This window comes from Microcoleus sp. Pol12B3, from assembly GCF_036701355.1.
GTDB lineage: Bacteria > Cyanobacteriota > Cyanobacteriia > Cyanobacteriales > Microcoleaceae > Microcoleus.
Genome location: NZ_JAUBQS010000014.1, coordinates 96,705 through 120,821, shown reverse-complemented (window position 1 = coordinate 120,821; position 24,117 = coordinate 96,705). Strand labels below are relative to the sequence as shown.

The window sequence follows — 24,117 nt, the reverse complement described above, 5'->3', positions numbered from 1 at the left end:
ATTACTACCTGACAATGAAACTGCATTAGATATGCACACTTTTGATAGCTATTACTCTTAATATTGCAATTCACTGGTTAAATTTTCCTCGATTCAGTAATAACACTGATGCGCCGATCGTGTCTGTGAGTAAAAGTTATAAATAGTTATATCGTGGCTCCAAACTCTACCGAGTTTTTAAGTATAATGGTCTAAACGCGTGCAATTGGGGACAGGAACCACGACCCTTGCGCTAACAAACCGGATAATTTTAGATAAATGACTATTGAAGAAGCACTGCTTTTCCTCGACTCAGTTCTCAAACAAGAGCATCTCAACGATATTCACATACTGGTATTGCGGCAGACTTGGGAAGGACACTCTTATCCACAGATTGCCAAAAGCGCGGGTTATGATGCCGAATACATTAAGTTTGTTGGCTTTCAGTTATGGCAAGTTCTCAGTCGGCTATTCGGAGAAAAAGTCACAAAGAGTAATGTTCAGTCAGTTATGCGACGGAAAGCGCAACAGGCACAAGTAACTGTCGCACTACCAAATAGCCAAATTAGTCACAATATAAATAAACAAATCCATTGGAGTGGTGCGATCGCCGATCGAGTTGCAACTCATGTAACCAAACTCAACAAAAGTATTAATTGGGGAGAAGCAATAGATGTTTCTATTTTCTACGGACGTACACAGGAATTAGCTTTATTAGAACAGTGGCTGATCGGTGATCGCTGCCGCCTAGTGACACTGTTGGGGATGGGTGGCATTGGTAAAACCTCTCTCTCTATCAAGGTAGCAGAACGCGTCCAAGAGCAATTTGATTATATTATCTGGCACAGTCTCTGCAATGCTCCATCGCTCCTCGACTTGTTGGCAGAACTGATTCAATTTCTCTCGAACCAACAGGAAACAAATTTACCGGAAACTGTGGATGCTGGAATCTCGCGCCTGATGCACTATCTGCGACAGCATCGGTGTCTTTTAATATTGGATAACTTCGAGTCAATTCTACAGGAAGAAGAACGCACGGGTTGTTATCGACAGGGATATGAAGGCTACGATAAACTTCTGCGATGCGTAGCCGAAATCAACCATAAAAGTATCCTGCTATTAACCAGTCGAGAAAAACCAATCGGTTTAGCCGCTAAAGAAGGTAAAAATTTGCCAGTTCGTTCATTACAACTGACAGGTTTAACAACCCCAGCAGCACAGGAAATTGTCGAAGGTATTGCTTTTTTTCAAGGATCAGACTGCGAATGGGATATGTTGATATCCCACTATGCTGGAAATCCGTTAGCCTTAAAAATGGTTGCTCCAGCCATCCATGATTTTTTTGATAGTAGCCTGACCAGATTTTTAGAACTCTTAAATCAAGGAACTTTAGTATTTGATGATATTCGGAACTTATTAGACCGACAATTCAATCGTTTATCATATCTAGAAAAAAAGGTGATGTACTGGCTGGCTATCGAGCGCGAGCTAGTCTCGCTGACAGAATTACAACAAGATTTAGTTTCAAAATTAACTGTCAAAGAATTACTAGAGGTTTTAGGTTCTCTCGTTAGACGTTCTCTCATCGAAAAAACCTCAGACGGCTACACTCAACAGCCCGTCGTCATGGAATACATGACGGAACGATTAATCGAAAAAGTCTGCACTGAGATAACCAGCAGCGAAATTGACCTTCTCAGAAACCATGCTCTTCTCAAAGCTACAGCTAAAGAATACCTTAGAGATACGCAAGCTCGTCTTATCCTTAAACCTATTGCCGAACGACTGCTTTTTACTTTTGAACGCCAGCAACTTCTCGAGAGCAAACTCAAACCAATTCTAGCATCGCTGCGCGGTAAACCAACCATAGAAACTGGCTATGCTGCGGGTAATATTATAAATTTATTGCGTCAGATGCAGCCAGATTTAAGCGGTTGGGATTTTTCTAATTTGACCGTTTGGCAAGCTTATTTACCCGATACGAATTTGCATCAGGTAAACTTTGCTGGGGCTAATTTAGCTAATTCCGTTTTCACTGAAGTTCTGGGAAGCGGTTTGTCAATCGCTTTTAGCCCGGATGGACAACTTTTAGCAATGGGCGATACAAATGGTGAGATTCACTTGTGGCAAATGCCAGAAGTTAGACTGCTGAGAACTAGCAAAGAATACGGCAGCATCGTGTTATCAGTCGCTTTTAGTCCGGATGGGAAAACTCTTGCTACTGGCGGTAGTAACGGGACGATTCGTTGCTGGGATGTTAGCAGTTGGTCTATCCGTCAAATATTGCAGGGAAATACTAGCCCTGTGCTGGGAGTGGCTTTTAGTCCTGATGGCAAGATGCTTGCTAGTAGCATCGGTGATGGAAATGTGCGTTTCTGGGATTGGAGTCATGGACGATGCTTGCTAACTTTGCAAGCACACAAAAGTCAGGCTTGGTCGATCGCATTTAGTCCTCAAGGTAATATTTTAGTTAGTGGCGGTGATGACGGAATACTTAAACTTTGGGATATTGCTACGGGACAATGCCTGAAAATGTTTCAGAGTGACAGTCGTCAAATTCGATCGGTTACTTTTAGTCTGGATGGTAAAACTGTAGCCTGTGGCGGTGCTGATGCTTCGATCGCCCTGTGGGATATTAACACGGGTGAAGTCTTGAGGATTTGCTCTGGACACTCACAAATAGTAGTGTCTGTTGCCTTTAGTCCTGACGGTCAGATTTTAGCAAGTTGCAGCGAAGACAGCACGGTGAGATTGTGGGAGGTAATATCGGGTAAGTGTCTAAAAACGCTGCAAAAACACACCAGTCGGGTTTCAGCCGTCGCGTTTAATCCTGATGGCAAAACTTTAGCTAGCACTGGTGAAGACTGTACGGTGAGACTGTGGGATGTTAAAACAGGTCATTGTCTGAAAACAGTATTGGGGCAAAGCAATCCAGTAAATTCGGTAGTTTTCTCGCCCGATGGCCAAACTTTAGCTAGTAGCGATCGCGCCGTGAGATTATGGAATATCAAAACGGGGAAATGTATTAAAAGCATAGAGGATGGACATACTAATCGATTGAAATCGATTGCCTTTAGTCCGAATGGGGACTTGTTGGCGAGTGGATTCTCTGACACTACTGTTAGGTTATGGGATGCTATGACAGGAGAATGCCTAAAAAGCTTAGAGGGTCATTCTGCTTGGGTTTGGGGAGCCACCATCAGTCCCGACGGTAAGATATTGGCAAGTTTCAGTGCCGATCGGACTATCAAACTATGGGATATTAGCACAGGGCAATGTCTTTATAGTTTTACTGAGCATCAGAGTTGGGTGATGGGAGTTACTTTTAGTCCTTCAGGTAATATCCTGGCTTCTGCGAGTACCGATAATACGGTGAAGTTATGGGATATCAGTACAGGGAAAGTCTTAAGAACTTTGATGGGAAATAGCAGTTGGGTTTGGTGTGTTGCCTTTAATCCTGACGGTAATATCCTCGCAAGCAGCAACACTGACGGTAGCATCAACTTTTGGGATATCAATACCGGAGAATGTCTGACCAGTCTGGAGGGACATGGGGGTATTGTGTCATCTATAATTTTCAGTCCTGATAGTACATACTTGGCGAGTGGCGGTCATGACCAAACTATACGAGTTTGGGATGTTAGCACGGGTAGATGTTTGCAAGTTCTCGAAGGACATAACCATTGGGTATGGTCAGTTGCTTTTAGTCCAGATGGTCAGACCCTTGCTAGTAGTAGCCAAGATGAGACGATTAAGCTTTGGGATGCACTGACGGCTAAGTGCATCAAAACCTTACCAATTCCCAAACCTTATGAAGGCATGAAAATGACAGGTGTTAAAGGTTTAACTGAGGCGACTATTGCGACGCTCAAAACACTGGGGGCAGTTGAAGTAAGTTGATCGCGACTTATACCAAATCCGGGTTTACTACCCCTTTTTTTTGTATTATTTGTCATTGCGAGGAAGGAAGCAATTGCAGAGACTAAGCGATTGCTTCCTTCCTCGCAATGACGGAGGGTTCGTGATGATATTAAACCCGGATTTGGGAGCGGGCGACTACATTGGAGGGGGTGGGGCGTCTTGAATTTTAGCCAGTGCTGCTTTCATTTCAGGAGTGGCTAGCAACTTTTGGGTATCTGCGATTAAACGATCGCCCCAGAGGTTTTCTTTGAGATATTCTACGGTAGCATAGCGTTTGTCTAGTTTCAAAGCTGCTTCTCCCATCGCTAAGCCTTTTTCTTTGTCACCTTTTGTGTACAATGCTACTGCTAGAGCTAGCATTGATTCGGCTGCTTTGTTGTCGATCGCGATCGCCTGTTCCCAGCGTTTGATGGCGCTATCAACATCTCCCATTTCGTATTTGACTAATCCGATATTGTTAATAGCCGGCCACAGGTTTTTTTCTAAAGCAAAGGCTTTTTCATATTGGGCGATCGCCTGATCGAACCGCTTCAGCTTGTAAAAAGCATTGCCTAAATCAAATAATGCACCTGGAGTGTCTGGTTTTAACTTTAACCCTGCTTGCAAATATTCGACTGCTTTCTCGTAGTTCGCTTTCCGAAAGTGAGCTTCTCCCAAGACAAATTTAATTGATGGATTTTCTGGTGACAGAGATTGAGCTTGCCCCAAAGCTTCAATGCCTTTGTCAAGCTGCTCGACTTGAAGGTACAAGCTGCCTAACAAAGTCCAAGTTTGAGCATTTTTGGGGGCTAACTGTGTGGCGAGTTCGGCTCTAGGTACGGCGAGTTGGTACTGCTGCAGCCTGGCTAGCTGGACGGCTTCTTCTGCAAGGCTCAAGGCTGTTTGTTCAAGTTGGGCCGAGTCGATTTGCAGGGTGTAAGGCAGGAGTGCCTGTGCGACAGCAGGCTCGGGCATTGTCCACAAACCGAGTGCGAGTAGCAGAGATATTAAAGGAATGCGATTAGGCACTGTACAGCCCCAGAAAAAAATATAAGGGTTTCTCGATCGCCTATAATAACTCATATTTTTGAGTTTTGATATTGCTTCTTGACTCGCCACACTTCTGGGTTTTCATTTAAATACTTTTCAAATTATATTTACACTCAGGGTAGTCGTTTTTATTCACTGTTTTATAGAGCACCGATCGCCTCACTACAAACAAGCAAAATTATGAGTTATTATAAACTTGATTGAGTTAACAAATAACGCTTCGCGGTTGACAGTTAAAGAGTTACCCAATTCTGTTTTCTCTCATAATAATACTTGATTTTTTTATGGTTAATAAGCGAGTTTATTCCTCTCTACAAACCTGGTAAATTGTTTATTTTCAGGAACTTGAATGCGTTAATAAACTCTGTTGAATTTTGTCTAACAATTGTGCTGCTGATAAGGAAGAAGGCAAAATTTTAGCAGATACTTCTTGCAGTAGAAAGTCGATCGCCTCGGATTCCGAATTTACAGCAGATCGATAATCCCAGACTAAAATCGGCAGTTTTACTGCCATTTGGCGCAGGTTCGATAGCGCCTGCAACATAGCGGGGGATTCTGAGGGGGCATCTCGCAAACACAGCAAAACTAAGTCAACGCTTTGATATTGCAACTGCTGCAAAACTTCTGTCCAGCAGGAAGCGATCGACCCTCGAAATCCTGCTGTGTGGATGTACTGAATCAAAGCTTGAAAGTTAGGAGTAGAAAACTGGGAATTGGGGAGGGGAATCTCGGCATTTGTCGATCGATCGCAATGTTCCAATTCTTCCGTCGGGTTTCCCCCAGAAGTTCGGTGCAAATCCGGTAAAGTCGAAATGTCGGCAAATAAAATGCTGGGCTTCCAACTCATGCCCGCAGCAACTTGAATCACTTGCCACAAAGCACTTGGCATTAACCCGGTTGGTGAAGTTTCACTGTCGTCGGGACTCCTAGTGGCTAAACAGGGAAATACCGACAATCCTTTGACTTGATTTGCCAGTTGCGTAGTTGGGGGGTCTAAAGTCACCAAGGGGAGAGAACCCAAATTTCGAGACCGACTTAACTGTTCGATAAAAGCTAAGGGGTTTTGCAGTGCACTTGTACCGTCCAAGACGATCGCGTCGGGCCGCCAAATTCTGGCCACGAGTTCTGCTTGGCCGAGGTCGTCTGCTTCTAAAACCCGACAGTAGTTGGGGTTGAGCAGTAAAGCGGAACCTTGAGAGGAACCGTTTTGCGGGCTGAGCCACAACACAGTTAAAGAACTCCTTACTTTGGGGCTACTAGCATTACTGTGACCGATCAAGTCTGCCAGCAGCCGCCGCAAAGCGGGTTCTTCCACCGGCAAGCTCAAAAAGCCTTCGGCTCTGTTGACACTGGCCCGTTCTTTTTCGCCTCTGGTGGCCGTGACGATCGCCGGAATCGATCGGGTATCCGGGTCACTCTTGAGCAGGGTCAGCACGTCCCAACCCGACAGCAGCGGCAGCAGCGGGTTGAGGAAAATCGCTTCTGGACTGAACCTGCGAGCTTTTTCCAGCGCTTCGGTGCCGGAACGGGCGACTATTACTTGGTAGCCCAAACCTGAGATGACGTTGGTTAAATCTTCGATATATTTGGGAACTGCTTCGACTATTAATACTAAACGAGAGCGAGAATTGGCGATCGGAGTCGGATATTGGGGTTTTAATAATTCTGCCTCGGCGGCTCCAGGTACCGGGACTTCTTCGCTGCTATTTCCCGGAGGATTTGGTGGCAGCAACAGGGTAAATTGAGAGCCTTGGTTTTCTGAGGAAATAAACGAAACGTCCCCGCCGTGGAGCCGAGCTAGGCGTTGAGTCAGTACCAGTCCCAGTCCGGTTCCTTGAAAGCGCCTGGTGAGGGGGCTTTCTAGCTGTTGGAATTTCTGAAAGATTAGGTGCTGTTTCTCGGCGGGGATGCCGATGCCCGTGTCCGAAACTGTGAATGCGATCCAGCCTTCCCAAACATTTACTTTCAATCCGATTTTGCCGCCGATCTCGGTGAATTTTAGGGCATTGGAAAGGAGATTAACCAACATTTGCCGCAGCCGCAGTTCGTCAGCAATTAAGTGGCTCAGTCCCGGTTCTATTTCGAGTGTAAACTCTATTTGGGCGGATGGTTCTGCGTTTGCTGTACCGTCAGTTTTGCTCGGGGCGGGAGGGTTTTTTTCTTCTTGCTGTTGCAGTTGTTTTGCTTGTTCAAAGGCTCTTTGGCAGGTTGATGCTATTTCGACTGGTTCGGGAATTAGTTCTAGCTGCCCGGTTTCCATCCGGGTCAAGTCTAATATATCGTTAACTATTGTCATCAAATGCCGCCCGCTTTTATGGATTAGTTTGGCGTAGCGTGTTTGGCGGTCGTTTAGTTCTCCGATCAATTTATCTTTGAGGAGGCTTGACAAACCTAGCACGGCGGTGAGCGGGGTTTTTAGTTCGTGGCTGATGCAGGATAAAAATTCGTCTTTTAGTCGGTTGAGGTGAATTAAATCTGCGTTTTTCGCTGCTAGTTCTTTGGCGACTAAATGTTCTTCGGTAACATCTTGGCCCATTACTAAAATTAGCTTGTCTGAGAGCGGCTGTTTGACAAATTGCCAGATCCGTTCTTGACCTTTTTGTACGGGGCACTCGCAAATGTAGGTGTCTGGTTTGCCGGCGGTGGGGCACCAAGCTGGAGCGGTTAATGTTGAGGGGGAGGCGGCAGCGTACAGGGGCAGCGGGCAACTGGTGGCTGCTGTTGAATCGCGCTCGCTCGATCTACTTGCTCCTACTAGGCTCCTGCATTCTTTGGTGATGCCCTCTAACTCCACGCTCTTGTATTCGCTTGTTAAATGGCTTGGTTTGCGGGGCGAGTGTTTACCCAAATTTGCTGCTGGTTCTGGAACTGGTTCTGGGCCTGCTCCCAGCAAAATCCGCCACGCTGCGTTTTGGCTGACTATTTGTGCGGTGGGGGTTTGCAATCTTAGGGGCAGGGGCAGTTTTTCCAGTAGTTCGACTAGGGAGTTCAGGTTTTCCGAAGGTTTCAATCCTGCTTCTAGAAAGCGCACTTGAGCGTCTAGGACCGTGGCGATTGCTTCGGAAATTGGTTTTTTTAATTCGATTTCTTTGACGGCTGTTGCCGGCTCTGTGAGGCTGCAGAGCGAGCTGCTGTTGAGTGCGGCGAATTGCAGCAGGCTCAGGCTGTCTAGCATTCCTAAAAATTGACCGCTGGCATCTGTGAGGGCGATCGGAGTGTTTGAGGAAATGCCGACGGTTTGGCGGTTTGGCCCGGCTGGGGTGTTTTGTTCCTCTGTTTGCAGGTACTGCCAGAATTCCCTGACGCTCATAGCGGCGGGTAATGCCATGACTGGTTCGATCGCGATCGGGCTTTCTGACAAAGGTTGCTGCCCGTCGTTTGTGCGATCGGCTCCCCAAGCCCAAAGGCTGCGGAGGTACACTAATCCCAGCGGCTGTAGCTGTTCGTTGACTACTGCGACTCGATCGCAGTTGCAGGAGCTGAAAATTGACTGCAGCGATTCTAGCGCAGCCGTTTGGTGGCACAACGGCACTGGCTCGATAAAATTTTTGAGACTGGGGGTGGTGAGTGGCATAACAAACCTGAGAGTCTGCTCGCGAGAGCAGTAATATTTTTGATGCTCAATGTAGCTGCGAATTTTTGTATCTTATTTGTTTTATATCAGTTCGCTATCAGGCTTGATATCTGCACCGAGACCGGGGAGTTCGATGCCTACGCCTGATTTGAGGCGACTAGCAATTATTTTAAGGCTTAAGCTTAATTGCAGAAATCACGCTCAGGGTGCTTGACACAAAAACCACAGAGTACACTTTGATTCTTCCTTTGGTAGAAGCGCATCACTTATTTTGCGGTTAAGATTGGTTAAAATAAATATTGAGATGATTGTTAAAATGTTAAGTTTTTTATAAAGGAGATATCAACTCTGAGCGAGCCAGCACTTTCAGGCAACTTAGGTGGTGCACCTACAGCTTTGCTTCCTCAACTGTCTATCGGTATTTTTGTCCGCTCTGAGGAAATCGCAGCCTCTGCGATCGAGCTTTTGAGAGGCGAACGCTATGCTTTAACGCACATTAAGTCGGCAGTGGAGCTTTTGGGGTTCCTTAAGCACAATTATCACCTTGATTGTTTGGTTTTGGAGGTGGATGGGGATCTGCGATCGCTTCTAGGCAAGCTGCAAGAACGATCGATCTTTTTGCCTGCTGTGATTTTTTCGCCTCACCCGCAAGATTGCAGGCCCGAAGCACCATATTCAGAGGGTTTTGAGGCCGCAGCCAGTACCCCCAACAAGAGTCAAGACGAAAGCTGTGCTTTTTTTTATCACCCTGCTGAGGTGCAACTGGCAATCGCTCGATCGAGCGAAATAGCTGCCGGTATCGATCGGGCAATCGCACAATTTCTGAAGCTTTCAACTCCGGTTCCTGTCAATTACCAATCCGTAACGGTCGATGCGACAGCCCAATTGACGGCTCAAAGTTTGCTCAGCCGACAGCAGCGACGGCTGGCGGAAAAATTACGGGAGCGATTAGGATACTTAGGTGTGTATTATAAAAGAAATTCCCAGATTTTTTTGAGAAATCTGTCGGGACCAGAGAAACAAAAGTTTTTGGAGCAACTCAAGTCAAGTTATCGCGACATCGTTTTGAATTATTTTTCTCAAGATACTGCGGTCAACAATCAAATAGATGAATTTGTGAATTTGGCTTTTTTTGCTGACGTTCCCGTGACTCAGATTGTAGAAATTCACATGGAATTGATGGACGAGTTTGCTAAACAGCTAAAAATAGAAGGACGCAACGAGGAAATATTGCTCGATTACCGCTTGACTCTGATTGACGCGATCGCTCATATGTGCGAGATGTATCGGCGATCGATTCCGAAAGAAACCTCTCAAGGTAGAAGGTAGAAGGGATTCGGCATAATTTAAGAAAGAAAAGGTAGAAGGTAGAATCTAACAAAAAATAAAGGAGCCGACAAACGGTCGCGCGAGGGAGAGGCGGAAATTATTATAAAATAACAAAGAACAGCGGATTTAAGACAAATAACAACTACAACTAACATCTGACAACTAATACTCAACATTTAAAAAAGTTCATGAGTCCTCTGAAGAAAACCTACGTTCTGAAGCTGTACGTTGCGGGGAATACTCCCAACTCAGTGCGAGCTTTGAAAACCCTAAAGGACATCCTAGAACAAGAATTTCAAGGCGTCTACGCGCTGAAAGTCATAGATGTTCTCAAAAATCCTCAGCTAGCAGAAGAGGACAAAATATTGGCAACCCCGACGCTGGCCAAAATCCTGCCACCACCGGTGCGAAAAATTATTGGCGATTTGTCCGATCGTGAGAAAGTTCTGATAGGATTAGATTTGCTCTATGAAGAACTTCGCGAAGAAGACCTGAATTCATAAGATAATCAGGTGAGAGTCAGTCGATTTTAGATTTAAGACTTCGGTTTGGCGTGAAACGTTCGGCGAGCGCTCAGTCGAAGCGTCGAGTCGTGCGAGCGTCGAACGATTTTAGATTTTAGATTTATTCAACAGATGAATCTGGGAGGTTGAACACAAGTCTAAAATTTTTCTCCTTCCACGACAGGAGTACGTGGCACGGTATCGGTTTTTGGGCGGGGTCATTAGTCAGCAGTCAGCAGTAATTAGTTATTGAGCAAGAGCCAAAACTAAAAGCTGGGTACAAAGACTCATGATCGGCGGTTAATGAGTGACAACTAAAGAATACTGAGAGTTGACAAAAATCGACATGAATGAAATTAGTCAAACGGTTAAACGAGAAGGATTGGTAACGGCAGGAGTTGAAAAAATTCGCACGATGATTGAGGGTTTCGATGACATCAGTCACGGCGGAATGCCACTCGGGCGAACCACCCTAGTCAGCGGCACATCAGGAACGGGAAAAACTTTATTTGCCGTACAATTTCTGTATAACGGAATTACCCATTTTGACGAAGCTGGAGTTTTCGTAACTTTTGAAGAATCTCCGACAGATATTATTAAAAATGCTTGCAGTTTCGGTTGGGATCTGGCACAGTTAATCGAGGAAGGCAAGCTATTTATTTTGGATGCTTCCCCCGATCCAGAAGGTCAAGATATCGTAGGAAATTTTGATTTATCAGCCTTAATCGAGCGAATTCAGTACGCCATTCGCAAGTACAAAGCCAAGCGGGTTTCAATAGATTCTGTTACCGCCGTATTTCAGCAGTACGATGCTGCATCGGTGGTGCGCCGAGAAATTTTTCGCTTAGTTGCGCGCCTCAAACAAGTCGGAGCAACTACAGTTATGACGACGGAACGGGTGGAAGAATACGGCCCGGTGGCTCGGTTTGGAGTGGAAGAGTTTGTGTCGGATAATGTGGTGATTGTTCGCAACGTATTGGAAGGAGAACGCCGCCGCCGCACCATCGAAATTTTGAAGTTGCGGGGTACAACTCATATGAAGGGCGAATATCCTTTTACTATGACTAATGACGGAATTAATATTTTCCCATTGGGGGCGATGCGATTAACTCAAAAGTCTTCCAACGTGCGGGTTTCTTCGGGCGATAAAACTCTAGATGAGATGTGCGGCGGCGGCTTCTTCAAAGACTCGATTATTTTAGCTACGGGTGCAACGGGAACCGGCAAAACGCTCTTAGTGAGCAAGTTCTTGCAGAATGCTTGTATGAACGGCAATCGGGCGCTGCTGTTTGCCTATGAAGAGTCGCGGGCTCAGTTGTTCCGCAATGCTTATTCTTGGGGCATTGATTTTGAGGAAATGGAACAGAAAGGAATGCTGAAGCTGCTGTGTACTTACCCGGAATCTGCCGGTTTGGAAGACCACTTGCAGACTATTAAATCAGAAATTGCGGAGTTCAAACCTTCTCGAATTGCTATAGACTCGCTGTCTGCTTTAGCTAGGGGTGTCAGCAATAATGCTTTCAGGCAATTTGTGATCGGAGTGACAGGTTTTGCGAAGCAGGAAGAAATAACCGGCTTTTTTACGAATACAAGCGACCAGTTTATGGGTTCTAATTCGATTACGGACTCCCATATTTCTACAATTACTGACACGATTATTATGCTGCAGTATGTAGAGATTCGAGGAGAAATGTCGCGGGCAATTAATGTGTTTAAGATGCGCGGTTCCTGGCACGACAAAGGAATTCGGGAATACACAATTACTGAAAGAGGCCCACAAATTAAAGATTCGTTCCGTGGTTACGAACGGATTATCAGCGGTTCTCCCACTCGGATTACGATTAATGAGAAGAGTGAGCTATCGCGGATTCTCCAGGGTGTGCAAGGTCAAGACGATGAGGATATTTGAGAGTTAGCAGTAATTCATCGTTGTTAAAAGTAGGTTGGATTGAGCTAGGGAACCCAACCTACTTTTAATTTGAGGAGTTTGTGAAAATTTATAGCAACCGCGACAATGTTTAGGAGGTTTTTAATTGCTGAAATAGGAGCTTTGATTGCCTTCTGCATCAGCGCCTTATGGTATATCAATTTCACTAAATAGGTTTTGGTAAAAATCTAGGGGTAAGCTGTTGAGCCTCTAAATTGTATATTTCAATGACATCTCAAAAATCATAAAATCCTCTCTATATCCCATTCTCGGACATACCAGCAAATCTTCCTAGCCTAGCACTTTAGTCCCTCGTGTTGCCTATCTCTACTACCCCCACATTAGCGGAACCACGAGAAATTATTGTACTAAAATATTAAAATTTATTTTATTATCAAACATCATTACTTACACCTCATCACCACTATTAGCCTCTCCCTCGCTCCACAAGATGAAATGGATTTCGATAGCTTGCTCAAAAATGCAGATATTTCCCTATATTAAGTTAAGGAATGAGGTCGAATACCTATATTTTTTACACAGCCACCATACCTAGGGCCAAATCCAATACCGTGGCGATCGCAAATCTCTTGAATTGTGCTTGGAAAGCCAATACTTGCTGTATGATCAACCTCAGCTCGATTCGCAAACAGGTAGCCTTGCTGGTGTTAAAGTTATAGTAGGAGGGTGTTCTCCTGAACTAGGTTGGATTCATCGCCATCGATGTATTGCCATTACCGAAAAAACTGGATTGATTTGGCCCGAAGAGCAAATGAATTTTAGAGCAAGCTTGCTGGCAATATCAGCAGTGGCTAGCAGCAGGACTAATTCTGCCTAATGTCGCGGTGAATCTGTCGCCACGTCAACTCAGCCAACCGACTTTAATCGCTAAGAGCGATCGCATTGTTGAGCGCACCGATATGAAGCCAAAATATCTAGGGCTAAAGATTACGGGAACGGCAATGAGGCTTAATGTTGACATTACATACAATCTTTTGAGCCAATGATCCGAGCATGGTATGGAGATTTATGTCGATGATTTTGCGACTGGCTATGCTGCTTTTAACAATCTGAAAAATTTTCTGGTAAAGTCGCTCAAAATTGATCCCTCACTTGTCCGCGATTTAGCCAGCGTTTCGAGCGAGCGATCGCGGAATAATTGCCCAACCCATAGTTGTAATCACACATGGCTTAAATCTCAGTACAATTGCCGAAGGAATTGAAACCCCACCGAAATAGGAATAGTTACAAGCAAGCGCCTAGGAAATTGGGCTGCATTATATGTTGAGGAAGCCGGCTATTGCTGAGTTTGCCACTCAATTAATCTGAGATCCTGAATTGTTGTCTACCACTATGTGGAATCAGCAATCCTCCCTCTTGAAAGCGCGCAAAAGTCTTATAATTAATTTAATGCTCATGTCGCTCAAATGACCAAAAAAATTTTCTTACGGAATAATATAAAATTGTTTGGACAAGGCACCCAGACGATGATGTTTGCTCATGGATTTGGTTGCGATCAAAATATGTGGCGTTTCGTAACACCGGCTTTTGAGAAGGACTACAAAATCATCCTATTTGATTATGTAGGTTCGGGACAGTCTGATATTAGTGCCTACAGTTATGAACGGTACAGCGACCTCAATGGCTATGTTCAGGATATCCTCGATATCTGTGAAGAATTAGGGTTGACGGATGTGATTTTTGTCGGTCATTCTGTCAGCAGTATGATCGGCCTTCTGTCCTCAATTCAAGCTCCTAATTACTTTAATCGCCTGATTCTCCTAGGGCCTTCACCTTGCTACATCAATGATTTACCAAATTATTACGGAGGGTTTGAGCGAAAAGATATTGAGGATCTGCTCGATATCATGGAGAAAAATTACATTGGTTGGGCAAGCTTTCTGGCGCCAATGGTGATGCAGAATCAGGAGCGTCCTGAGTTAAGTGAGGAACTTGAGACAAGTTTTTGCTCCACTGATCCGGTGATTGCAAGTCGCTTTGCCGAGGTAACTTTTTACTCTGACAATCGCAGTGATTTACCCAAGGTACCAGTACCTTCACTGATATTGCAATGCGCTGATGACGTGATTGCTCCCACCGAAGTAGGGCATTACCTTCAGCGCCACCTACCTAAAAGTGCGCTACGGCTGATGAAAGCTACGGGACATTGCCCGCACCTGAGTCATCCACAAGAAACGATCGAGATGATTAAGGAGTATTTGAGTGTACCTCATACTACTTGATTTGTATGGCAAACATGACCTACCAGATAGACGAGCTACTCAACACGTCACCCTGTGGATTCCTCTCGTTTGCTGACGATGGTACGATCCTAATGGTCAACGCCACATTACTGGAATTACTCGGATACGAAACCGATGAACTGCGGGAACGCAAAATGGACTCCATTCTGCCAATGCCCAGCCGGATTTTTTTTCAAACCCATTTCTTCCCCCTGTTGAAGCTCGACGGTAAAGTAGAGGAAATTTACTTCTCATTAAGGTCGAAGCATGGTAGTGATATACCTATGCTGATCAACGCTGTGCGTCGGAATCAGGGAGGAAACTTTGTGAACGATTGCATCTTGATCTGTATCCGCCAGCGTATTCTATACGAAGGTGAAATTATTAAAGCAAAAAAAGCAGCAGAGGCAGCTATTCTCGCCCAAAAGCAAGCGGAAATAGCTTTGCGGAAACAGTACGACAAGGCTATATTACTTCAAGAAATTACTCAACACATCCGTCAATCTCTTGATTTGTCTACAATTTTTGAGATTGCTTCCCAGGACATTCGCCTGTTTCTTGATGCCGAGCGCGTCGGCATATTTAAGTTTGATCCTGACAGTAATTTTGGATATGGTGAGTTTGTTTCAGAATCCGTAGGCGAAGGATGTAAATTGGTAAGCAAAAATCTCTTGAACGACAAGTGTGGTGGTCAACAATATCCTAATTCATATCAAGAAGGAAGAATGAAGATAGTTGAAGATATCAATAATATTGATCTTCAACACTGTTACCGCGCTCTTTGGAAACAATTTCCGGTTCGGGCTAATTTAGTTGCGCCGTTGCTAAATGGACAAGATTTGTGGGGGTTGTTATGTATTCATCAATGTTCTGCTCCTCGGCAATGGGAAGAATTTGAAGTTGACCTTGTTAAACAGATTGCTAATCAGTTAGCGATCGCCATTAAACAAGCGGATATTTTCCAGAAGTTGCAGAAGGAATTGGCAGAAAGGCAGCAGGCCCAAGCGCGGATGAGAGAAATTAATCAACAACTGGCACTCTCTAACGAAGAACTAGCCCGCGCTACTCACCTCTTAGAACAAGTGGTAAATATTGATGGGTTGACTCAAATTGCTAATCGCCGCTGTTTTAATGACCGCTTAGAGCATGAATGGCAGCGGCTATACCGGGAACAAAAACCTATTTCTCTTTTGTTGTTTGATGTGGATTATTTCAAACGTTATAATGATTGCTACGGTCATCAAATGGGGGATAGTTGCCTGTTCAAACTTGCTCAGACGGTGCAAGAGGTGGTGTACCGTCCGGCGGATTTAGTGGCGCGTTACGGCGGAGAAGAATTTGGCATCATTTTGCCTAATACAGATATTGAAGGAGCGAGTTCGGTGGCCCAACGGATTCACGCTGCTATTCAAGCTTTACATATTCCTCACAAAACCTCTGATGTGAGCGATGTAGTTACTATTAGTATGGGTATCGCTAACTTGATTCCGATTTCGGAACTATCATCGGCTGACTTGATTGCGCTCGCCGATCGTTCACTGTACCGTGCCAAGCACCAGGGGCGCAATCAGTCGGCGACCTGCGACTACAGCGGCGATTCGATTTTTGACACTGACGCTTAAATCACAATAATTGACACCGAGGACAAAAATTTGTCCCCAGTGTCTCAAAGTAAGTCATTGAATAAATTTAAGTGAGCACGGAGGGATTTGAACCCCCGACCCTCAGGACCGGAACCTGATGCTCTATCCACTGAGCTACGTGCCCTCGACTTTTTAGAGTATAACACGTCTTGCGGAAAATGGCGAGTGCCGATCGCAAATTTCTTGACCCGCCTCCAAATCGCTTGAGGGATGCGGGTTCAACTCGCCCACGCGATCGGAGAGCAGGCAGTTCTCGAAGCTAGAGACTGCAAATTCTACCTAAATGTTCACAATAATACGACAATGGGGGAAATAATCAACTTTAATCTAGCCAAGATTAGGTTTACATTCGATGGGGTCGAGCATCTAGCACAGCTAAAATAGCCCGCATCAATTCTTTCTAGCTAGTCGGCAGTAAATGGTGCTGCTGTTAAGACAGCTTGTGCAAGGACGCTTCTAGACTAAGTTCACCAAACCTCTCAATCTTATGGTTTCTCAACTTTTAGACAAATTACCGCTGCGAACTGTTCTCATAGTTCCATTTGTACTGCAAATCGTTGGAGCCGTGGGACTCGTAGGATATCTTTCTTTTAGAAACGGACAAAAAGCAGTTAATAACCTTGCCAGTCAGTTAATGAGCGAAGTGAGTTTGCGTGTCGAGCAAAACCTGCAAGTTTACCTAACAACTCCCCATCAAATCAATCAAACTAAGCTGGATGCTGTCAACATCGGGTTGTTAAAGATGGAAAACTTATCAGTTTGGGAGAAATATCTTTGGCGGCAAGTACAATTATATCCATATATCAATTTTACCTCCGTTGGCAACAATAAGGGAGATTATAGAGCCGGTGAGCAACTGTCTAACGGCTCCCGAATGATCAATGTGATAGAAACATCTACTGGGTTAAATTTTAATTCTTACAGTACAAACGAACGAGGCGATCGCACTACAGTTACCACCATTGCCAAAAACTATGACAATCGGCAACATCCTGCGTACCAAAAAGCCGTAAAAGTCGGCAAACCTACTTGGAGTTCAGTTTTTGTTTCCTTACTAGAACCGACATTACTTATCAGCGCTATCCAACCAGTATACAGCGAAAAAAATCAGCTAGAAGGAGTCTTATTTACTGCCTTGCGTCTCGACCATCTTGGGAGATTTCTCAACAGTCTCAAAGTTGGCAAATCCGGTCAAACATTTATTATAGATCGCCAGGGTACTTTATTAGCAACTTCCACAAGTGAAAACCCGTTTCGCAGTAAAGGTAATAAAAGACAATTGTTTAAAGTAGAAGAAAGCAGCAACCCTTTTACTCGGTCTACAGCTAAATATTTAACTGCACAGTATCAAAAATTAGACCTAATTAAAAAATCGGAGTTATTGAGCTTTGAAATAAATCACAAGCGACAATTTTTAAAAGTCTTGCCGTTCCAAGACGGCAAAGGTTTAGACTGGCTGATTGTCGTAGTTGTTCCCGAAGCAGATTTCACCAAAGAAATCGATGCCAATACCCGCACAGCGGTTTTGCTTTGTTTCGCAGCTTTAGGAGTAGCTGTGGCGATCGGCATTCTGACTTCTCGGTGGGTGACAAACCCTATTTTGCGCTTAAATGCAGCAGCAAAAAATATTGCTAAAGGTGAATGGGACACAACCGTAGAAAGTGAACGTTCGGACGAATTGGGGGAATTAGCCAAGTCATTTAACAGCATGGCTCAACAACTGCAACAATCTTTTGAAACTTTAGAGAACCGAGTGCAAGAGCGGACGGCAGAATTGGCTGTAGCTAAAGACAAAGCAGAGGTAGCGAATCAAGCTAAAAGCACCTTTCTTGCTAACATGAGCCACGAATTGCGATCGCCTCTCAATGCAATTCTCGGCTTTTCCCAACTGATGACTCGCAGCCAAACTCTATCCCCAGAACATCAAGAAAACATTAGCATAATTAACAGCAGCGGAGAACACCTGCTCACCCTGATTAATAACGTACTCGATTTATCTAAAATTGAATCCGGGCGCACCACCCTCAATCCCAAAAAATTTGACCTCTATCGCCTGCTAAACGACTTGGAAGATATGTTTGAACTCAAGGCACATGACAAGCAGTTGCAGTTAGTTTTTGATCGGAGCACCGACGTGCCACAATATGTAGAAACCGACGAGATAAAGGTGCGACAAATCTTAATTAATCTGCTCAATAACTCTCTTAAATTTACCCATGAGGGGGGTGTAACTGTCAGAGTTAGCAAGCAGTCATTAGGCCAAAGTCAGCAGGTAGAAAAGGGGAGCTTTGCTCACCAAGAACTATCACTAAATACAGAAATTTCAGCACTTAATGGTCTTAAAATATCTCAATCCAGTCACTCGAACAACCAGATTATTGCCACGCCAAATGACGATTCAGCTTCTACCTCTTCCTTCTTCCTTCATTTTGAAGTCGAAGATACTGGTCCCGGTATTGCTACCAATGAATTAGACGCTCTTTTTGAACCATTCGTGCAAACCAAGACCGGCAAAGATTCGCAAGAAGGTACTGGCTTGGGATTGCCAATTAGTCGCAAATTTGTGGAATTAATGGGCGGCGAAATGAGCGTCTGTTCTGCTGTTGGCAAGGGAACTCAATTTAAGTTTGACATTCAAGTTATTGCGGTCGATGCCGCTGATATTGACAGCCCAAAACCGACCCGTAATGTTATTGCTTTGGAACCCCACCAACCCACCTATCGAATTTTGATAGTAGACGATAAACCGCTAAATCGCCAACTGCTAATTAAACTTCTCAATCCTTTGGGTTTTGAACTAAAAGAAGCTACTAACGGTCAAGAAGCTATTGAGATTTGGCACTGTTGGGAACCACATTTAATTTGGATGGACATGAGAATGCCCGTGATGGACGGCTACGAAGCGACGCAATACATTAAAAGCACTATTAAAGGTCAAGCTACTGCGATTATTGCGCTGACTGCGAGCGTGTGGGAGGAAGAACGGGCAGTTATTTTGTCGGCGGGCTGCAATGCTTTTATGCGGAAGCCTTTCCGGGAAGCGGATATTTTTGATGCTCTGCACAAACATATCGGAGTGCGCTATATTTATGAAGATCCGGATCAAACTAATTTATTGCCAATCAAAGAGGGCGATCACGCAATGACTGCGACTGATTTGGTGAAATTGCCTGATTCACTGGTAGCTAATTTAAAGCTAGCGATACTGAATGCAGATATGGATTTAATTGATACCTTGATAGAGCAAATTCGATTAGAGGATGCAGTAACGGCTAGTGCGATCGCAAATTGTATAGAAAATTTTGAGTACGACAAAGTTTTAAAGTTAATATCTCAAGCAATATCACATGAATAACGACATTCTTAGCACCGAGCGCGGTAATATTTTAGTAGTTGACGACACCCCAGCTAATTTGCGGCTGCTAGCCGGAATTTTGAACACCAAGGGCTATAAAGTGCGCCCGGTACCTAGCGGCGAGTTAGCACTTTCGGCGGCAAAAGGTATGCCTCCCGATTTGATTTTGCTGGATATTATGATGCCGGAAATGAATGGGTATGAAGTCTGCCAAAAGATTAAAGCTGATGAACGAACTTGCGACATCCCCGTAATTTTTATTAGCGCGATTAATGAGGTACTTGATAAGGTCAAAGCCTTTGCGGTAGGTGGCGTAGATTATATTACCAAGCCATTTCAGGTGGAAGAGGTTCTAGTTAGGGTAGAAACCCATTTAGCAATGTGCCAATTGCAAAAAAAGCTTCAACAGAAAAACGATGAACTGACACTAACTTTAAATAAATTGCAAGCTACTCAGAATCAATTAGTGCAATCGGAAAAAATGGCTGCGTTAGGGCAACTGATTGCAGGCATTGCTCACGAAATTAATACGCCGTTGGGCGCAATTCGGTCGTCTATTGGAAATATTACTAACTTTTTGGATAACAATCTCGAAAGTTTGCCAGTTTTTTTTAAAGAACTGTCAGCAGAACGCCAGCACGATTTCTTGCGTTTGATGTACAGTTCTAGTCAACAAAATTACTCTTTATCTACTAGAGAAAAACGGGTTCTGAAAAAAGGCGTAAAGCAGCAACTAGACTCGGAAGGCATTGACAACGCTGACAGCCTTGCTAGCATTTTAGTCAATATCGGATTGCAAGGAAATCTGCAAGAATTCTTGTCGCTGCTCAAAGATCCTGAAAGCGAAAATATTATAAAAACCGCCTACGACTTTGCTAGCATTCACCGGAGCGCCCGAACCATCGCTACCGCTACTGAACGCGCTGCAAAAGTTGTCTTTGCTCTGAAAAATTATGCGCGTTACGATGTAAATGGGGAAAAAATAGAGGTGAATATTACGGAGGGAATTGAAACTGTATTAACTCTTTATCAAAACCAAATAAAGCAGGGTGTGGAAGTTGTCAGAAACTATCAATCTCAATTGCCTCCGGTACTGTGTTATCCCGACGAACTCAATCAAGTTTGGACCAATTTAATTCACAATGCCTTACAAGCGATGGACAATCAAGGAACTTTAACAATTGACGCGGTACAACAAGATACCAACGTCTTGGTAAAAATTATTGACAGCGGTAAGGGGATTCAACCAGCGATTATTCCGAAAATTTTTGAGCCTTTTTTTACTACTAAACCTGCGGGAGAAGGCAGCGGGTTGGGACTGGATATTGTCAAAAAAATAATTGAAAAACATCAGGGTAAAATTGATGTAGAGTCGGCACCGGGTAATACAGCATTTACAGTTTCTTTGCCGATTAATTTAACTGAGTAGCTAAAGCGTCGCAGACTGAAGTCGGGGGCTAAAAATTTGCAGTCTACCCGCGCCGAATGTAGAATTTGGCAAACGGTGTGCTTACCCATCGGGCTTCACCCTGCCAAACTAAAGAAGGAAACTAGCGATGTCTAAATCAGCAATTTTGTGTGTGGACGATGAAGTAGGGGTGTTGGAAAGTCTGGAAATTGAACTGCAACAGACTTTTAACGGTAAATATCTTTGGGAATTTGCTGAAAGTGCTGCCGAAGCCCTGGAAATTATTGAAGAGCTATGTGAAGCTGAGGTTAACATTCTAGTAATTGTCTCTGATTGGTTGATGCCCGGAATGAAAGGAGATGAGTTGCTGATTAAAATTCATCAAAAATATCCGCAAATTGTGACTGTGATGCTGACAGGACAAGCAGACAAAGAAGCAATTGAACGCACAAAAATTCAAGCAAATCTTCATGCTTTCATAGAAAAACCTTGGCAAAGTCAAGAATTAATTGAAGCGATTAAGTCTGGTCTAGCAAATTTATGAAAAAACCCGTCATTATTTGTGTCGATGATGAGCAGACTATACTCGATAGTCTGGAAATAGACTTGCTAAAAGCTTTTGAAGATAAATATTTAATTGAAACGGCTCAAAGTGGCGAAGAAGCTTTAGAGTTGCTGTCCGAACTTTTAGCAGAACAGTATGAAGTTCCTTTGGTTATTTCGGATCATATCATGCCTAGTATGAAAGGAGACGAACTATTAAGGAGCGTTCATGCTATCTCGCCGAACAGTCTCAAGATTATGCTGACGGGGCAGGCAGATTTGGAGGCGGTAGCCAATGCTATTAACTATGCTAAATTGTACCGATATATACCTAAACCTTGGCAATCTGATGACTTAAAGTTAACTGTTACTGAGGCAATATATAAATATTTTCAAGATAAACAATTAGCTGAAAAACAAAGAGAGCTTCAGGAAATGAATCAGGAGTTAGTCAAATTAAACCGCAAGCAGGCCATGCTGATTGCCAAACTCCATGAAAACGAAAGTCGCTTGACGCAATATCTAGAAGCTATGCCATTGGGTGTGTGTGTAATTGATGCAAACGGGCAATCTTTCTACGCTAACCAGAAAGCACGGGATGTATTTGGCAAAGGCACTGTGCCGCATATTAATTCAGAGCAAAAAGCAGCAATTTATCAATTCTATAAAACCGGGACTAATCAGAGATGCCCTGTGGAAGAATTGCCAATTATGCGGGCGCTTCGCGGCGAAAATGTGCGGACTGAGGGTGTAGAAATTCGTACAGCTAATAAGATTACTCCTGTAGAAAGTTGGGCAACTCCAATTTATGATTCTACAGGCGAAATTTCCTATGCGATTATTGCTTTTAGTGACATAAGTGAACGCAAAGAAGCTGAAGCGGCGCTAATTCAAGCTGAAGAGAAGTATCGCGGGATATTTGAAAATGCTCTCGAAGGTATATTTCAGACGACGCCGGACGGACATTTTATCAGTGCGAATCCTGCTCTTGCAGAAATTTACGGCTACGATTCCGCATCAGAATTGATAGAAAGCATTAATGATATTCAGCAGCAATTGTACGTGAAACCGAACCGCCGTCAAGAGTTTCTGGCGCTGATGAAACAGCACGGTACTCTGTGTGAGTTTGAGTCTCAGGTTTACTGTCGAGATGGCAGCATTATCTGGATTTCTGAGTATGCGCGCACAGTTTATGATGCTAACGGTGAAGTGCTTTACTATCAGGGTTTTGCTAAGGATATTAGTTTGCAAAGACAGGTGGAAGTGGAACGAATCAAGTTTACTAATGATTTAGAAAAAGCTTTGGCAGCTCAAGAAAAGTTAAATGAGGCACTCTCAGAAAGCGAAAGCCGATTGACTCAATTCCTGGAAGCGATGCCGGTGGGAATATTTGTTGTGGATGGTAAGGGTAAACCTTTTTACATGAATTCTTGGGGCGAAAGGATACTAGCCCAAGGTTTAATTTTTGATGGGGGTACTGACCAATTTCCTGAAGCTTATCATTTTTACGACGCTGGAACTAATCAATTGTATCCGAGAGATAGCCAACCGATTGTTCGGGCGTTGCGGGGAGAATTTGTGCGTATGGACGATCTAGAAGTTCATGGGTCGGATCGGATTGTGCCGATCGAGGTTTGGGCGACTCCAATCTACGACGAACGGAAAAACATAGTTTACGCGATCGCCGCTTTTCAAGACATCACAGAGCGTCAAGAGGTAGAAAGCGAGCGCCGGCAATTCACAGACGAGTTACAAAAAGCTTTAGCAGCGGAAGAAAAATTAACAGATGCTTACGGGCGGTTTGTGCCACACGAATTTCTCCACTTTCTGGGATATGAAAGTATTCTGGAAGTAAAATTAGGGGATCAGGTACAGAAAGAAATGTCGGTGCTGTTTTCAGATATTCGCGATTTCACTTCTGTTTCTGAAACGATGAATCCCGAAGAAAATTTTCAATTTATTAATGCTTATTTGTCGCGGATGGAACCTGCAATTACTAACAATTTTGGTTTTATTGATAAATACATTGGCGATGCGATTATGGCCCTGTTTAATGGCAGTGCGGACGATGCTGTGAAAGCTGGAATTGCTATGCTAGAACAGCTTAACGAGTATAATATTAGTCGCAATCGAGCCGATCGCCCGCCGCTGCAAATTGGCATTGGCATCAATACGGGTTCTTTGATGTTAGGCACGGTGGGTGGTCAAAGTCGGATGGACAGCACGGTGATTAGCGATGCGGTAAACTTAGCCTCCCGCGTAGAAACTTTGACGAAAGAGTATGAAGTTTCGATGTTAATTACTCACAATACTTTTATACAGTTAAATGATATTTATGATTTGAGGTTGATCGATCGCGTAACAGTTAAAGGCAAATCGCGAATGGTAACAGTTTATGAAGTATTTGCGGCCGATCCGCCAGAGTTACGACAGAAAAAGTTAGAGACAAAGACAATCTTTGAGCAAGCTTTGGTACTCTACAATAGTGACAAGTATGGCGAAGCTATAAGATTGTTTTCGGCCTGCTTGGAAATCAACCCTAATGATAAGGTAGCTCAAATTTATATGCAGCGGTGTCTGAAAGGAGCGATCGCTCCTCCATAATACAATTTTAAATTTTAGAGTTTAGAATTGGGAATGATTTATTCCATAATGGTTGGAAG

Annotated in this window: 13 protein-coding genes and 1 tRNA gene; 11 read left to right on the top strand and 3 right to left on the bottom strand. The window is 44.0% G+C overall.

Going from position 1 to position 24,117, the window contains the following annotated elements:
• Window positions 1-258 precede the first annotated feature (258 nt).
• Window positions 259-3,879: a WD40 domain-containing protein gene (locus tag QUA53_RS09965; RefSeq protein WP_333096932.1), complete on the top strand. Its 3,621-nt coding sequence runs from the start codon at window positions 259-261 to the stop codon at window positions 3,877-3,879.
• 156 nt (window positions 3,880-4,035) lie between these two features.
• Here the strand turns inward: QUA53_RS09965 and QUA53_RS09960 are convergent, their stop codons facing one another.
• Both QUA53_RS09960 and QUA53_RS09955 read right to left on the bottom strand, forming a co-directional pair.
• Complete coding sequence (locus QUA53_RS09960; protein WP_445304936.1) at window positions 4,036-4,908, bottom strand: tetratricopeptide repeat protein; 873 nt, start codon at window positions 4,906-4,908, stop codon at window positions 4,036-4,038.
• 358 nt (window positions 4,909-5,266) lie between these two features.
• On the bottom strand, window positions 5,267-8,503 hold the full coding sequence (locus QUA53_RS09955) for an ATP-binding protein (protein ID WP_333096928.1): 3,237 nt from the start codon (window positions 8,501-8,503) through the stop codon (window positions 5,267-5,269).
• 396 nt (window positions 8,504-8,899) lie between these two features.
• Here QUA53_RS09955 and QUA53_RS09950 point away from each other — a divergent pair, with 396 nt between their 5' ends.
• From QUA53_RS09950 to QUA53_RS09930, 6 genes are all read left to right on the top strand, one after another.
• Window positions 8,900-9,832: a circadian clock protein KaiA gene (locus tag QUA53_RS09950; RefSeq protein ID WP_333096926.1), complete on the top strand. Its 933-nt coding sequence runs from the start codon at window positions 8,900-8,902 to the stop codon at window positions 9,830-9,832.
• A gap of 188 nt (window positions 9,833-10,020) precedes the next feature.
• The gene (gene kaiB / locus QUA53_RS09945; protein ID WP_006632119.1) at window positions 10,021-10,335 is read left to right on the top strand and encodes a circadian clock protein KaiB; all 315 of its coding nucleotides are present in this window, start codon (window positions 10,021-10,023) and stop codon (window positions 10,333-10,335) included.
• 346 nt (window positions 10,336-10,681) lie between these two features.
• Window positions 10,682-12,244: a circadian clock protein KaiC gene (kaiC, locus tag QUA53_RS09940; RefSeq protein WP_333068315.1), complete on the top strand. Its 1,563-nt coding sequence runs from the start codon at window positions 10,682-10,684 to the stop codon at window positions 12,242-12,244.
• Between the two features lie 1,037 nt (window positions 12,245-13,281).
• The gene (locus QUA53_RS29165; RefSeq protein ID WP_445304935.1) at window positions 13,282-13,485 is read left to right on the top strand and encodes an EAL domain-containing protein; all 204 of its coding nucleotides are present in this window, start codon (window positions 13,282-13,284) and stop codon (window positions 13,483-13,485) included.
• Between the two features lie 204 nt (window positions 13,486-13,689).
• Window positions 13,690-14,505 carry an alpha/beta hydrolase gene (locus tag QUA53_RS09935; protein WP_333096923.1) on the top strand — a complete coding sequence of 272 codons (816 nt, stop codon included), beginning with the start codon at window positions 13,690-13,692 and terminating at the stop codon, window positions 14,503-14,505.
• A 5-nt stretch (window positions 14,506-14,510) separates the two neighbouring features.
• Entirely contained in the window at window positions 14,511-16,127 is a 1,617-nt protein-coding gene (locus QUA53_RS09930; RefSeq protein WP_333096922.1) for a diguanylate cyclase domain-containing protein, read from the top strand.
• A 72-nt stretch (window positions 16,128-16,199) separates the two neighbouring features.
• On the opposite strand, the gene QUA53_RS09925 is transcribed toward QUA53_RS09930, so the two are convergent.
• Window positions 16,200-16,272 (bottom strand) — tRNA-Arg (locus tag QUA53_RS09925).
• 363 nt (window positions 16,273-16,635) lie between these two features.
• On the opposite strand from QUA53_RS09925, the gene QUA53_RS09920 reads away from it, so the two are divergent.
• The 4 genes from QUA53_RS09920 (at window position 16,636) to QUA53_RS09905 (ending at window position 24,058) form a co-directional block, all read left to right on the top strand.
• Window positions 16,636-19,503, top strand: coding sequence for an ATP-binding protein (locus tag QUA53_RS09920; RefSeq protein ID WP_333096921.1), 2,868 nt, complete (start codon window positions 16,636-16,638; stop codon window positions 19,501-19,503).
• Entirely contained in the window at window positions 19,496-20,932 is a 1,437-nt protein-coding gene (locus QUA53_RS09915; RefSeq protein ID WP_333096919.1) for a response regulator, read from the top strand. The genes QUA53_RS09920 and QUA53_RS09915 overlap by 8 nt, the downstream gene beginning before the upstream one ends.
• A 127-nt stretch (window positions 20,933-21,059) precedes the next feature.
• Complete coding sequence (locus QUA53_RS09910; protein WP_333096917.1) at window positions 21,060-21,455, top strand: response regulator; 396 nt, start codon at window positions 21,060-21,062, stop codon at window positions 21,453-21,455.
• Window positions 21,452-24,058: a PAS domain S-box protein gene (locus tag QUA53_RS09905; protein WP_333096916.1), complete on the top strand. Its 2,607-nt coding sequence runs from the start codon at window positions 21,452-21,454 to the stop codon at window positions 24,056-24,058. The genes QUA53_RS09910 and QUA53_RS09905 overlap by 4 nt, the downstream gene beginning before the upstream one ends.
• Window positions 24,059-24,117 lie beyond the last annotated feature (59 nt).

What these genes read in the sequence shown, in the direction of transcription:
- kaiC (WP_333068315.1), top strand. Translation starts at nt 10,682, where the DNA reads ATGAATGAAATTAGTCAAACGGTTAAACGAGAAGGATTGGTAACGGCA.
- QUA53_RS29165 (WP_445304935.1), top strand. Translation starts at nt 13,282, where the DNA reads ATGGAGATTTATGTCGATGATTTTGCGACTGGCTATGCTGCTTTTAAC.
- QUA53_RS09905 (WP_333096916.1), top strand. Translation starts at nt 21,452, where the DNA reads ATGAAAAAACCCGTCATTATTTGTGTCGATGATGAGCAGACTATACTC.
- QUA53_RS09935 (WP_333096923.1), top strand. Translation starts at nt 13,690, where the DNA reads ATGACCAAAAAAATTTTCTTACGGAATAATATAAAATTGTTTGGACAA.
- QUA53_RS09965 (WP_333096932.1), top strand. Translation starts at nt 259, where the DNA reads ATGACTATTGAAGAAGCACTGCTTTTCCTCGACTCAGTTCTCAAACAA.
- QUA53_RS09930 (WP_333096922.1), top strand. Translation starts at nt 14,511, where the DNA reads ATGGCAAACATGACCTACCAGATAGACGAGCTACTCAACACGTCACCC.
- QUA53_RS09915 (WP_333096919.1), top strand. Translation starts at nt 19,496, where the DNA reads ATGAATAACGACATTCTTAGCACCGAGCGCGGTAATATTTTAGTAGTT.
- kaiB (WP_006632119.1), top strand. Translation starts at nt 10,021, where the DNA reads ATGAGTCCTCTGAAGAAAACCTACGTTCTGAAGCTGTACGTTGCGGGG.
- QUA53_RS09955 (WP_333096928.1), bottom strand. Translation starts at nt 8,503, where the DNA reads ATGCCACTCACCACCCCCAGTCTCAAAAATTTTATCGAGCCAGTGCCG.
- QUA53_RS09910 (WP_333096917.1), top strand. Translation starts at nt 21,060, where the DNA reads ATGTCTAAATCAGCAATTTTGTGTGTGGACGATGAAGTAGGGGTGTTG.
- QUA53_RS09920 (WP_333096921.1), top strand. Translation starts at nt 16,636, where the DNA reads ATGGTTTCTCAACTTTTAGACAAATTACCGCTGCGAACTGTTCTCATA.